Source organism: Pseudonocardia sp. ZF1, assembly GCF_056835605.1.
Genome location: NZ_JAJNBY010000001.1, coordinates 4,044,556 through 4,056,913, shown reverse-complemented (window position 1 = coordinate 4,056,913; position 12,358 = coordinate 4,044,556). Strand labels below are relative to the sequence as shown.

The 12,358-nt window shown below is 74.2% G+C and carries 12 protein-coding genes; 4 read left to right on the top strand and 8 right to left on the bottom strand.

The window, feature by feature from the left end:
- The first annotated feature begins 61 nt into the window (after positions 1-61).
- Both ZF1_RS19515 and ZF1_RS19510 read left to right on the top strand, forming a co-directional pair.
- Entirely contained in the window at positions 62-670 is a 609-nt protein-coding gene (locus ZF1_RS19515; RefSeq protein WP_379673903.1) for a TetR/AcrR family transcriptional regulator, read from the top strand.
- Between the two features lie 714 nt (positions 671-1,384).
- The gene (locus tag ZF1_RS19510) at positions 1,385-2,236 is read left to right on the top strand and encodes an MmpS family transport accessory protein (protein ID WP_379673902.1); all 852 of its coding nucleotides are present in this window, start codon (positions 1,385-1,387) and stop codon (positions 2,234-2,236) included.
- 70 nt (positions 2,237-2,306) lie between these two features.
- Here ZF1_RS19510 and ZF1_RS19505 read toward each other — a convergent pair whose 3' ends face one another.
- Both ZF1_RS19505 and ZF1_RS19500 read right to left on the bottom strand, forming a co-directional pair.
- Positions 2,307-2,798: an inorganic diphosphatase gene (locus ZF1_RS19505; protein ID WP_379673901.1), complete on the bottom strand. Its 492-nt coding sequence runs from the start codon at positions 2,796-2,798 to the stop codon at positions 2,307-2,309.
- A 92-nt stretch (positions 2,799-2,890) separates the two neighbouring features.
- On the bottom strand, positions 2,891-3,343 hold the full coding sequence (locus ZF1_RS19500) for a DUF3632 domain-containing protein (protein ID WP_482638009.1): 453 nt from the start codon (positions 3,341-3,343) through the stop codon (positions 2,891-2,893).
- Between the two features lie 138 nt (positions 3,344-3,481).
- Here ZF1_RS19500 and ZF1_RS19495 point away from each other — a divergent pair, with 138 nt between their 5' ends.
- Positions 3,482-4,078: a hypothetical protein gene (locus tag ZF1_RS19495; RefSeq protein ID WP_482638008.1), complete on the top strand. Its 597-nt coding sequence runs from the start codon at positions 3,482-3,484 to the stop codon at positions 4,076-4,078.
- Between the two features lie 9 nt (positions 4,079-4,087).
- Here ZF1_RS19495 and ZF1_RS19490 read toward each other — a convergent pair whose 3' ends face one another.
- Together ZF1_RS19490 and ZF1_RS19485 are read right to left on the bottom strand one after the other, a co-directional pair.
- The gene (locus ZF1_RS19490; protein WP_482638007.1) at positions 4,088-5,440 is read right to left on the bottom strand and encodes a spinster family MFS transporter; all 1,353 of its coding nucleotides are present in this window, start codon (positions 5,438-5,440) and stop codon (positions 4,088-4,090) included.
- 87 nt (positions 5,441-5,527) lie between these two features.
- A complete protein-coding gene (locus ZF1_RS19485; RefSeq protein WP_476652130.1) occupies positions 5,528-6,280 on the bottom strand; it encodes a DUF1275 family protein in 753 nt (250 codons plus the stop codon).
- A gap of 130 nt (positions 6,281-6,410) precedes the next feature.
- Here ZF1_RS19485 and ZF1_RS19480 point away from each other — a divergent pair, with 130 nt between their 5' ends.
- Complete coding sequence (locus ZF1_RS19480) at positions 6,411-6,878, top strand: hypothetical protein (RefSeq protein WP_357547258.1); 468 nt, start codon at positions 6,411-6,413, stop codon at positions 6,876-6,878.
- 73 nt (positions 6,879-6,951) lie between these two features.
- Here the strand turns inward: ZF1_RS19480 and ZF1_RS19475 are convergent, their stop codons facing one another.
- The 4 genes from ZF1_RS19475 to ZF1_RS19460 form a co-directional block, all read right to left on the bottom strand.
- Positions 6,952-10,023 (bottom strand): DEAD/DEAH box helicase, encoded by a 3,072-nt coding sequence (locus tag ZF1_RS19475; RefSeq protein ID WP_482638006.1) that lies wholly within the window; start codon positions 10,021-10,023, stop codon positions 6,952-6,954.
- Positions 10,024-10,125: 102 nt separating this feature from the next.
- Entirely contained in the window at positions 10,126-11,289 is a 1,164-nt protein-coding gene (locus ZF1_RS19470) for a DUF1990 family protein (RefSeq protein ID WP_482638005.1), read from the bottom strand.
- 44 nt (positions 11,290-11,333) lie between these two features.
- Positions 11,334-11,516: a DUF4177 domain-containing protein gene (locus tag ZF1_RS19465; protein WP_482638004.1), complete on the bottom strand. Its 183-nt coding sequence runs from the start codon at positions 11,514-11,516 to the stop codon at positions 11,334-11,336.
- Positions 11,517-11,553: 37 nt separating this feature from the next.
- Complete coding sequence (locus ZF1_RS19460) at positions 11,554-12,279, bottom strand: MerR family transcriptional regulator (protein WP_482638003.1); 726 nt, start codon at positions 12,277-12,279, stop codon at positions 11,554-11,556.
- Between the last annotated feature and the right edge of the window lie 79 nt (positions 12,280-12,358).

Below are 12,358 nucleotides of genomic sequence, written 5' to 3'. Positions count from 1 at the left end.
TCGCGCACGGCCCCGCTAAAGGCTGTACGGAACGTTCCGTTCTGATCAGTATCCTGTCCGTGTGGACAACGACGGCCCTGACCGCCCGCCGGTCCCGATCAGCCGTTCCGAACGTGCGCGCACCGCCGCGCTCGAAGCGGCACTGGCGCTGACCTCGGAGCTGTCGTACCCGCAGGTCACGATGGAGGCGATCGCGGCGCGCGCCGGCGTCGGCAAGGCGACGCTCTACCGGCGATGGCCCCACCGGGGGGCCCTGCTGGTCGATGCCGTGGCCCACCGCAACGCGATGGCTGCGGTCGGCGGGGGCGGGATCGCGGACACCGGCGACCTGCTCGCCGACCTCACGGTGGTGATGCGCTCCGTCGTCGATGAGCTCGAACAGCCCGAATGGGACGCGTTGCTGCGGGCACTGTGTGTTGAGGCGCTCGTCGACACCGCGGTCGGTGCACGGGTGTGGGAGGAGGTCGTCGCCCCACAGGTCAGCCTGTTCGCCTCCCGGTTCGCGTCGGCGAGGGCGGCCGGTGACATCAAGGGTTCCGTGGGCGACCTCGAGGCGTTCGAGCTGGTCGTCGCGCCGGTGTTCCACCGGTGGCAGCTGCGGACGGGGGAGCTCGACCACGCCTACGCCGACGCGGTCGTGCGGCGCGCCTGCCACGCGCTCGCCGCCTGAGCGCCGGTCGTACCCGTCGAGCCGCTTCGGGCACGGTGCGGTGAGCCGCACCCATCGCAGATCTCCGTCCGCCCCGCCGGCCGTCGCCCGGATCCTCGGCGGTTCGCCCCGGGTGGTGGCCCGGGTCGTGGTGGCGGGCCCGCCCGCCGGGGCCGAGAACGGTGCACTCCGAACGGGCTCCGCGACACGGCCGAACGAGAGTCGTCCCCGTCACAGTGACCGCGTTCCGTAACCGGTGCGCGTCCGACTCGTTGAATCGACACGGCTACCAAAGGGGGCGTCGTGTCAACACCGAGATGGGACCCGGACTCGGGTCGCTGGGTGCTCGGGGACGAGTCGTCTCCGGTGCCCCGACGTGGGCGACGCCGATCGGCCGAGGTGATGGACCGGACAGGCGGCACCGACGAGCCCCCGGCCAGGGGTCTCTCGCCCGAGGACCTCGTTGCGGGGATCGTCTTCGCGCCCGCCCGGGAGCCCGGGGTCCGGTCGGCCGCGGGTCGTGCGCGTCGCCCGGACTCCCCCGACGACGGGGCGCCCCGCTCGCAGGCGATCACTGAAAGTGACGATTACGGTCGGCCGGGAGCGGGCCGGATCGACCGCGGACCGCGACCCGGGCGTCGTCGCGCACCGGAGGGTCCCGGAACGGACACCGTCCCGCCCGATCTGCACGCCGGGGGCGGCTACGCGACCGGGACGCCCCCGGACGACCTATGGGTGGGGGGTCGTCCGCCGACCGTGGCGGCGCTGCCCGGGCACGAGCACACCGGCCGTCCCCGCCGGGGCGGACGACGTCGCGCGCCCGACGGCGACGTCGTCGCACCGCCGCCGTCCGCCGGCGCCCGGTACGACATGGGCGGGGCCGGTGTCGCCGGTCGCGGCGACACCCCTGCCCCCCGGGCGGGCCACCACGGCGTGCCGTCCGCCGAGGCCCGGCCGATGGACCCCTACGACCTCGGTTACGACCCGCGCGAGCTCGATCTCGGCCCCGCTCCGGACGACGGCGGATCCGAGTACCCCGCCGCACCTGTGCCCGACGAATCCTTCGACGAGCCCCCGACTCGCGGACGTCGCCGCGCCGTCACCGGGGACACCCGTCGTCGACGGTGGCCGTGGGTGGCCGTCGTCGCTGCGGCCGCCGCGGTCGCGGTGCCGATCGGGTTCGCCGTGTTCGGCGGCACCGAGGACGAGACCCCGGCCGCGTGGCGGGAGGGAACGGTCGCGTTCGGAGCCTCGACCGGCGGCGGCCAGCCCGGCGTCGTCGCGGCCACCGACGCCGCCGTTGCCCCCTCGGCGCCCGCGGCGGCCCAGGTCACCTACCAGGTGACCGGGGCCGGCTCGGACGTGACGATCACCTTCGGCCGGGGTACCTCGGTGGCCCAGGTCTCCGGTGCGGACCTGCCGTGGGAGCGCACCGCCCCGGCTGCCGATGAGCCCGCCGACTACTCGGTCACCGCCGCCGGCGGGTCCGGCGAGCTGTCCTGCCGGATCCTCGTCGACGGCGCCGTGGTCTCCGAGCAGTCGGCCGACGGCGACTACTCGGCGGTCTCCTGCAACGGCGGTCGCTGACGGCAGGCCCCGCGCGCCCGGACGTGTGGGCCGGTTCCCTCGGGAGCCGGCCACACGGTTCGGGGGGACCTCAGTGCGGCGTGTCCCGGAACCGCTTCCGCGACGCCTCGAGCTCCGCCTCGGCCGCCGCCCGGTTCGCCCAGTCGGCGCCCTCGACGCTCTTGCCCGGCTCCAGGTCCTTGTAGATCTCGAAGAAGTGCTGGATCTCCCGCCGGTGGAACTCGGGCACGTGGTGGATGTCGCGCAGGTTCTCCAGGCGGGGGTCGTGGGCCGGGACGCAGAGCAGCTTGTCGTCGCCGCCCGCCTCGTCGGTCATCCGGAACATGCCGATGGTGCGCACGAGCACGAGGACGCCGGGGAACAGCGGCTCGCCGGTGGTGACGAGCAGTGCGTCGAGGGGGTCGCCGTCCTCCCCGAGGGTGTTCTCGATGAACCCGTAGTCGCCCGGGTACTGGGTGGCGGTGAACAGGGTGCGGTCGAGCCGGATCCGCCCGGACTCGTGGTCCACCTCGTACTTGTTGCGGCTGCCCTTCGGCACCTCGACCAGCATGTCGAACTCCACGGGTTCCTCCGATGCGTTGGGCGTCAGGTGAAGGAGATACACGCTCGCCCGCCGGGGCGCACCCCTGCGGAGGGACGGGGACCCCGCCGTGTTCAGACCCCGGGGCCGTCTCCGGCGACCTCGGACCACCCGGCCCAGCCGGAGAAGTCGAGGACCCCGGCCCGGGTGAGGTGCGCGGCGAAGGCGAACAGCGCGGGCGTCGCGGACGGGTGCACGTCGAGCGCCTCGCGCAGCTGCGCGCCGACGCACGGCAGGTCGGTGAACACCGTCAGCCCCCACACCGTGCAGACCGCACCGTCGGGGGACCGGGTCAGCGGCCCGAGCGCTCGCACCCCGGCGAGCAGGTCGGCGAGACGCGCGTGGTGCGCCGGTTCGGTCGCGTCGGCGGCCACCGCACCGCCGGCGGCCCACGCCAGGCCCTCGACGCGGTCGTCGACCCACGCCGCCCGCAGCGGCGCCGCGAACCGGGCGACGGACCCGGCGAGCGGGACCCGGCCGGTGACGTGGTCGTCGACGAGGGCGCGGTAGTGGGTGTCGGCGTCCATCGGGGCGAGGCTAGTTCGTGCGGTCCGTCTCCTCCCTCCGGTGGAGGCGCGAATCGTCCCCTGGACCGATTCGCCGGGCCGCGCCGACGGGCAGGCTCGCAGGTGTCTGTCCCCGAGCCACCGGCGAAAGGCCCCACGATGACCACCGAGAGCCCGGCCCTGGCCCGCCTGCGCGACGCCGTCGGCCGCACCGTCGCGGCCGGCACCGCCCGTGCCACCCTGCTGATGGACATGTCCGGGACCCGCACCGTGGGCGAGGCGCTCCCGCGGCGTCGGCGCCCGATCCCGGCCCTGGCGCGGGCCATCCTGCGCCGGGTGCCGCGGCAGGTCGTCACCAGCGGAGTCCTCGACCTCACCCGGCGCCGCGCCATGGTGGGCCACGACCACATCGCATTCGTGCAGATCGAGGACCGGGTCTGGAGCGGGCGGCCCGGCCGCAGGCTCGACCGGCTGGGCCTCACCGATCCCGGCCGGATCGTCACCCCGCTGGCGGCGTTCGACCGGCTCGCCGACGTCACCGAGGCCCACGACCACGGCGTCGTCGCCGACCGCGGCGAGCGGTGGCGACGGCTGACCGTCACCACCGGCGACGGCGAGCCGGGCGAGGTGTGGCTCGACGGCGCCCACGTGCGCCGGATCCGGCTGCCGGAGCAGCGCCAGGACTCGACGACGGTGACGCTCGACGCGTTCGGCACCGACGTCGACGACCGGGACTGGACCCGGCTGCCCGGCTGAGGGTCCGGGTCAGCCGGCGGCCGCGGTCATCCGCTCGTTGTCCCGGCGCACCGTGCGGGCGGCGAGGAACAGCCCGGCCGACGCGATCGCCATCGACAGCGGCACGATCACGGCGAGGGCCTGCCGCAGCCCGTTCGCCGCGGCGTCGGCCGGGCTCGCGCCCGCGGCGAGGGCGTCCGCGGCGAACGCGTCCGACAGGGCACCGGCGATCACCGGCCCGACCGCGCCGCCCAGCAGGTAGAACGCGGCGAAGAACACCGCCGTCGCCGTCGACCGCAGCCGCGGCCCGACGACGTCGGCGACGGCCGGGTAGGCCGAGGTGTAGTAGAGATACTGCAGCAGCCAGCCGGCGCCGAACAGCACGACGAAGGTGCCCGTCGCCTCCGGTCCCACGGACAGCGCGAACCAGGTCAGCGGGACCGACACCAGCGTCGCCACCGCACCGACCAGCACCCGTGCACCCGTCGAGCGGCGGGCCGCCCGGTCCGACACCCAGCCGCCGACGAGCAGCCCGACCAGCCCCGTCACACCGACGACGACGCCGGTCAGCACCGCCGCCCCGGTCAGGGACGCACCGAAGTAGCGCTGGAACAGCGGCACGGTGAACGTGTTGACCGAGTAGGCGGCGAGGTTCGCGCCGATCCCGGCGACGATCAGGAACCACATCGTCGGGACGGCCAGGATCCGCCGGAACGGCCGGTCGACCGGTGCCGGCGTCGCCTCGGTAGTGGTCGTCGACGCCGGTTCGGACGCCCCGCGGCGGGGCTCGCGCACCAGGAAGAACCCGGCCGCGATGAGCAGCCCGGGGATCGCGGCCAGTACGAACGGGGCCCGCCACGTCCCGAACGCCTCGGCGATCGCACCGACCGAGAAGTAGGCGAGCACGAGCCCGACCGGCAGCCCGAGCTGGAACAGCCCGAACGCCCGCGCGCGCTTCCCCGCCGGGTAGAGGTCGGCGATCGTGGAGTTCGCGGCGGGCGCGTAGCTGGCCTCGCCGATACCGACGCCGACCCGCATCAGCAGCAGCGAGACGTAGTTCCAGGCCGCGCCGCTCGCGGCCGTCAGCAGGCTCCACGCGACGATGCCCCACCCCATGATCCGGGCCCGCGAGCGGTGGTCGGCGAGGCGCCCGAGGGGGAGCCCGCACAGGGCGTAGACGACGGTGAACGCGGCGGCCAGGACGCCGATCTGCAGGTCGGAGAGCCCGAACTCGAGCTTGACGGGCTCGGCGACGATCGCCGGGACGGCCCGGTCGTAGAAGTTGAACGTGTTGGCGGCGAACAGCAGCGCCAGCACCCGGCCGGCGTTGGGGGCCTTTTCGCCCTGCCCGGTGGGCAGGAAACGTTCCCGTTCGGTCGTCATGTGACCCCCGGTCCTCGGCGTGGACGCGTCGTTGCGGCCACGCCGGTCAGACTGCCCGACGGGGACGAATCCGTCACCGTCCGCGGCTCACGCCCTGGTCGGAGTCACCACAAGCGACCGGGTCCGGGCCGCGGTGTGGTCGGCCGGGCGCAGCCCGACGGCGCGCCGGGAGCGCGCCGAGGCCACGGCGAGCACCGTCGCGGCGGCGACCAGGGTCACCGGCACGGCGACCACTCCGGCCGGGAGGACCCGGTGCAGCGAGCCCGTCGCGGCGACGGCGAGCACGAAGACCGCGATGCGGGCTCCGGCGCCGGGGTTCCAGCTGCGCCCGGCCGGGTCGACCATGCCCGACACCCAGTTGGTGACGACCCCGGTGAAGTAGTTGGTGGGAGTGCCGGCCGGACCGATCCGGCGCAGCGCCGCCCCCTGCAGCCCCATCGCCAGCGTCGCCGTCCCGATCATCGGCTCCACGGGGAAGGCGTGTCCCGGCCCGCCGAGCAGCCACGCGAGGCCGAACGCGGACAGGACCGCGAGCTCCAGGCCGAGCGTGACACCGACGGCGCCCCGGGCCGGAAGCCTCCGCTCGGCCAGACCCGCCGTCACGGTGCCGGCGACCAGGCCCAGCACGTAGCCGCCCAGTGCCCAGGCCGCGGGGGCGAGCGCCGCGACCGCCCCCAGCCCCCGGCCGAGCGCGACGAAGCTGCCGGTCATGGCGCTGACGACCACGTCGTGGAACGCCGTGAACGAGGCCCCGTCCAGGGCGCCCGCCGCCGCGGCCAGCAGCAGCGGTACCGCCGCGAAGATCCGGGTCGTCCGCTTGTCATGATCTGTGGTGAGCACGGCGGCAGCATTCGGCCGTTCGGCCTAAGGGGACGCTAAGCGGCGGGCAATGATCAGCTCGCCGCCCGGCCGAGTCCCCGCCCACCCGGCCTGCGCGGTGTGCCGAGGACTCGGATGGTTCGATCACCCCATGCTGCGTGCCGAGCGGACGAGCGTATGGCGCCGCGACTACGAGTTCACACTGGACGGCGCGCCGGTCAGCACCTTCAGCTCGCACTGGTGGCGCTCCGGCGGGCAGATCCAGGTCGAGGGCCGCGAGTACCGGATCGGATCGACCGTCTGGGGCAGGACCTACACGATGACCGACTCCGCGGGGACCGTCGTCGCCACGGCGGAGCGGGCTGGTCGCAAGCACTGGACCGTCACCGCCGACGGCCGGTCCTACCGCTTCCGCCGGGCCTCGGTGTGGAGCTCCGAGCAGCACCTCGTCGAGGGCGACCGGACCGCCGGGACGATCCGGAGGTCGAGCTGGTGGCGCGGCGGGGCCGAAGCGACCTTGCCGGGTCTGAGCCTGCCGGCGCAGCTGTTCGTCGTCGCGGTCGTGCTCTCGGTGTGGGAGCAGCAGAACGCGGCCGCCGCGTCGAGTGGGGGAGGCTGAACCGGAGGGCGAGTGTCCGGACGGATCTGTCCCCGGCCGGCGATGCCGCCTCCGGCACGTTACCCGCTCCGGGTCAGGACGCCACGACGCTCGCCGCCCGGAACGTCTCGCCCGGCATCGCGCGGCGCAGCTTCCAGGTGATCGCGATCGGCTTGCTGCCCTGGTGGGAGACGTACCGGCAGGCGCCGAGGCACAGGAACGGCGCGCCCGGGCCGATGTCGTCGCCGGGGGAGTCCCGGACGAACAGCACCACGTGGCTGCCCTGCTCGGCGTGGGTCAGGTAGCGCCGGCCCGTCCCCGTCTCCGGGGAGGCCGCGTTCTGCGACTCCCAGTGGAACAGGTCGGGCTGCAGCGCGAAGTCCCGGTACATCGTGGTGGGGGAGAAGTCCCGCTCGGTCTTGTGCAGGTTGACCAGCAGCGCGTCGACCCGCGGGACGTCGGCCCAGACCACGCCGGTCGCATGCCCGGATGCCTTGCGGTCGAAGGAGGCCCAGTCCAGGGCGGCCAGGATCTCCTCGCGCCGGTAGTGCGCGTGGCTCTGCAGCGGCACGTTCTGCAGCCCCTCGCCCAGCGAGCGCGGCAGGTGCCGGGCCTGGTCGAGCGTGTACGCGGTCAGCTCGCGGATCTCGGCGCAGACCGCGGGGTGGCGGCGCAGGTGGTCGACCCCGGCCTGGTAGCTGTCGAACCCGCCGCGGTCGGGCCAGAGCTGGAAGAACAGCATCCGGGCCAGCCGCTGCTCGCGCTCGGTCAGCTCGGCGTAGCCCGGACCGGCCGCCTCGGCGACGCGGGCGTAGACGGCGGCCCGCTCGGGGTCGTCGACGTGGGTCAGCATGGCGAGCCGCCGGAGCAGCGCGGTCTCGTCCGGTCCGGTGGCCGGGACGGTCAGGCCCGCGTCCCGGCGGAGCGCCGTCCAGGAGCCCTTGCCGCGGTAGACGTCGGCCAGCTCGCCGCCGGACTCGTGCAGGTAGCGGGCCAGGGCCGACTCGCCGTGCGAACGGACGTCGGCGATGAGGTCCCTGCGGGACAGGCGGAGCCGGCTGCGCACGTTGTCCAGCACGATGTCGCGGGCGACCGGGTCCAGCACCATCGCCGAGCCGGACGGCAGGAACGGGAAGCCCTCCTCGACGTCGCGGACGACCCCGGCCCGGCTGCTGCCGGTCAGAGCCCGGAGGCGCAGGTCGAAGCGGAACTCGCGGCGGTGCTGGCCGATGAAGTCCAGGACGGTGAGCACCGCCTTGTCCGGAGCGCGTCGCAGCCCGCGGCCGAGCTGCTGGAGGAAGACGGTCGCGCTCTGGGTGGGGCGCAGCAGCAGGACGGTGTCGACCTGCGGCACGTCGAGCCCCTCGTTGAACACGTCGACGGCGAACAGGCAGTTCACCCGACGGTCCCGCAGCCGCCGCAGGGCGCCGTCACGGTCGTCGCGGGCCGTCTGCCCGGTGACCGCCTCGCTGGGGATGCCGGCCGCGGTGAACACCCGCGCCATGTACTCGGCGTGCGCGACCGAGACGCAGAACCCGAGCGCCCGCATCGCGGTCACGTCGGTGACCTTGGCACGGGTCTCGCGGACGACCTTGGCGGCGCGGGCGTCGTTGCCGGTGTAGAGGCCGTCGAGGGAGACGGTGTCGTAGCTGCCGCGCTTCCACTCGATCCCGGTGAGGTCGACGTCGTCGGCGACCCCGAAGTAGTGGAAGGGCACCAGCAGGTCCGCCGACAACGCATCCCACAGGCGCAGTTCGGCGGCGGTACGCCCCTCGAAGAACAGGTCACGGACGTCGACGCCGTCGGAGCGTTCGGGGGTCGCGGTCAGACCCAGGAACTCGGCGGGCCGCAGGTGGTCGAGCAACGCGCGGTAGGTGGGCGAGGCCGCGTGGTGGAACTCGTCGATCACGACGACGTCGAAGTGGTCGGGCGGGATGTTCTCCACCCCGTAGGACGCCAGTGACTGCACCGAGGCGAACACGTGGTTCCAGCGCTGCGGGCGGTCCCCACCGACGTAGGTCTCGCCGAAGGCGCCGTCGGCGAGCACGGTGCGGTAGGTGCGCCGGGACTGGTCGAGGATCTCCTTGCGGTGCGCGACGAACAGCAGCCTCGGGTGCGCGTGGCGCAGCCGCGCGTAGTCCAGCGCCGCGACGACGGTCTTGCCGGTCCCGGTCGCGGCGATGACGAGGTTTCGGTGCCGGTCGTGCACCTCGCGTTCGGTCGCGAGGGCTTCGAGGATCTGCTCCTGGTGCGGGAACGGGCGGACCTCCAGCCCGGACAACGGGGTGGTGCCGTCCTGGTGACGGCCCAGGGCGTCGGCGAGACGCTGCGAGTCGGCGGGGAGGTCCGGGTCGTAGGAGACGAAGTCGGGCGCAGCCCAGTAGGAGTCGAACGTCGAGGTGAACTTGCGGATCAGCTCCGGCGTGGCCACCGAGGACAGCCGGACGTTCCACTCCAGACCGTCGACCAGCGCGGACCGCGACAGGTTCGAGCTCCCGACGAACGCGGTGTCGAAGCCGGACTCCCGGCGGAACAGCCACGCCTTCGCGTGCAGCCGGGTGGTCGCGCTCGCGTAGCTGACCCTCATCTCGGCGCCGTGCCGCCGGACGAGCTCGTCGACCGCCCGCTGCTCGGTGGCGCCCATGTAGGTGGTGGTGATGACCCGGAACGGGACGCCACGCTCGTGCAGGACGTCGAGCTCGGTCTCCAGCAGCCGGATGCCGTGCCAGCGGATGAACGCGCACAGCAGGTCGACCCGGTCGGCGCTGGACAGCTCGGACTGCAGCGCGGTGTGCAGCTTCGGTTCGCCGGCGGCGTTGGTGAACAGCGCCGCGTCCGACAGCGGGGTCAGGGGGCGCCGGACCTCGTGCACCCCGGGTGCGATCTCCCGGGTGAGCGCGATGAGCTGCTGCAGGTCGGCGGAGAGCTGTTCCTCGCGCTCGACCTGGGCGAGCAGCCGGTTGACCAGCGCGACCCGCTGCTCCGGATCCCGGTCGGCCAGCGCCTGCTCGACGACCCCGGCCACGTGCCGGGACAGCACCCGCGGCTGGGTGGCCTCCTCGACCTCGTCCCAGCGCGGGGTCAGGTCGCCGACGGCGGCGAGGGCGGTGTCGAGCCGGGCGGTGCGCAGACGTTCGTGCGCCCCGGCGCGCAGGGGTTCGCTCACGGCGCCAGCTTGCCGGGTCACCCCGACAGAACGGGGACCGTCGCCCATCGTCGCCGGCCGGCCGGCGTGTCACCCGACCGTGCGCCGCCCCCGCTCGCGGTCTCAGCCCCGCCGCCCACCCCGCGGCGGCCAGGACGCGCGCCGCGTCCGCACCCGCACCCCGTCGGTGACCCGCCCACCCGACAGGTCTCCCGCGCGCAGGCAGAAGTGCGTCCACATGTGTAGCTGGATCTCCTTCCCGACCCGCAGCACGTCGAACACCAGCGCCGATGCGCGGTCCCCGGGGCGTGACCAGGCCTCGATGCGGAACTCGAGCCCCCGGCCTGTGTCGCGGGCCGAGAATTCGATCTGACCGGCCTCCAGGTGCCCGGCCAGGGTCGCGAGGCGGAACGACGTCGCGTCACGGTGCACCACGCGCACCGGGCCGTCCCAGGGCGCGGGCATGTGGACGACGTACTCGTCGCCGGGCGAGACCTCCCCGAGCCGGCCGCGCTTCTTGCGGAAGGTGACGACCTCGGAGGGGGCGGCGCGGTCGAGGTCGGCGCACACCCGTTCCATCAGGGCGGCGGCGTCGAGGTCACTGCCGCGGACGTCGACGGTGAAGGTGCGGTGCAGCAGCGGGCCGGAGCCTTCCCCGACGGTCTTGAGGTGCGCGTCGAGGAACTCCTCGGGCAGCGCCGGTGGCAGGTCGGAGGCGTCGCCGGTCTCCGCGGTGCGGTCGACGTGCGGGAGCCGGCGCAGGTAGCGGGTGGAGGCGAGCGCGAGGCCCGCGGGGTAGCGCGCCACCGCACCGGCGCGGCGGACCGGGCCCGGCTGCGGGGTCGGATCCGCCCGGCGTGCGGTGCTGAGCCGGGTCTGCGAGGCGTGGTGCTCCACCGCCGCGGCCAGCCGCTCCGGGTCGGCGACGGTCACCGTCACCCCGGGGTGGCGCAGCGCGCCGAGTGGGTCGAGTGCCGGGACGGGGCGGTGGAACCGGATGCACACCCCGCGCTCGGTGGCGCTGCCGAACGTCACGCCCCGGTCGGCGAGCGACAGCCGGACGCCGAGCGCCTTCACCGCGCGGAACGGGCCGGTGATCTGCGCCCCCGCGAGGTTGCGGACCGGTGTGACGAGCGAGAAGTGGCCGAAGCGGATCCGCAGGCCGTCGCTGTCGAGGTCGACGTGGGCGTCGGATGCGTCGCACACCCCGAACGGCAGCAGCGCCGCACCGAAGCGCGGGTCGAGGTCGAACGGATGCCGGCGGGGTGGTGGGGCGGAGTCGGACACACGCGCGGGTACCCGGTCCGGCCGGATCGACGCCGGCCGTCCGCTCACCCCCGCGCCCGCTTCATGATCACCACGACCTCGAGCGCCTGCCCGTTGCCCGACGAGGGCACGAGGGTCCCCACCGCCTCCCATCCCTGCGTCCCGAGCTCGTTCAGCTCCTGCTCCATCCCGGCGTAGTCGAAGCCCTTCCAGCCGAGCTTGTACTTCAGCAGCTTGTGGTCGAACATCTCTCTCCCTCTCGATCGATCATGTGATGGACAGCGGTCAGTGGTCGGCCCGCAGCAGCGTCGCGAGCCGGACGAGCACGTCGACCTGGGCCGGGTTGTACAGCTCCTGCATCGCCGCGTTCGTCGTCTCGGCGAGCACCCGGGCCCCGCGCGGGGCGTCGTCGTCCGGGCCGCGCAGCTCCGGGTGGGCCTCCTGCACCCGACGCACGTGCGGCAGCATGCGCTCGGCGAGGTCGCGGCGGACGTCCTCCCCGGCGTCGGCGTGCAGCGTGTCGAACTCGCCGTCGGTGGGGTCGGCCGGCATGTCGCGCAGTAGCGCGCCGTACGCGGCGAGCTTGCGCGGCCCCATGACCCGGGTCATGAGCAGTACCAGCGAGCGGTCCGCGTCGGTCAGCGACGACGCCTGCGCGGGTACCAGCTCGACCGGCAGGTCCGCCGGTGCGCGCCGATCCAGGATCGCGGCGAGCTCGACGCGCGCCCGCTGCAGCCGGTCGACGGTGGCGGCCAGCTCGGCATCGAGTGTGCGCAGCGCCTGCTCGGGGTGGTCACGGTCGTCGAGGGTGTCGGCGATCTGCGGCAGCGAGAACCCGAGGTCGGCCAGGCGCTTGATGCGCAGCAGCCGGACCAGGTGCTCGACGCCGTACTGCTTGTAGCCGTTCGCCCGTCGTGCGGGCTCGGTCAGCAACCCCACCTCGTGGTAGTGCCGCACCGCCCGCAGGCTGGTGCCGGCCAGCTCGGCGACCTCCCGGGTGCTCCACGTCATGGGGTGAGCCCACACCGTGCCGTCGCGGCACGGTCAAGCCGGCAGTGACCTGAACCACACGACGGGCCCTCGGGCTTGA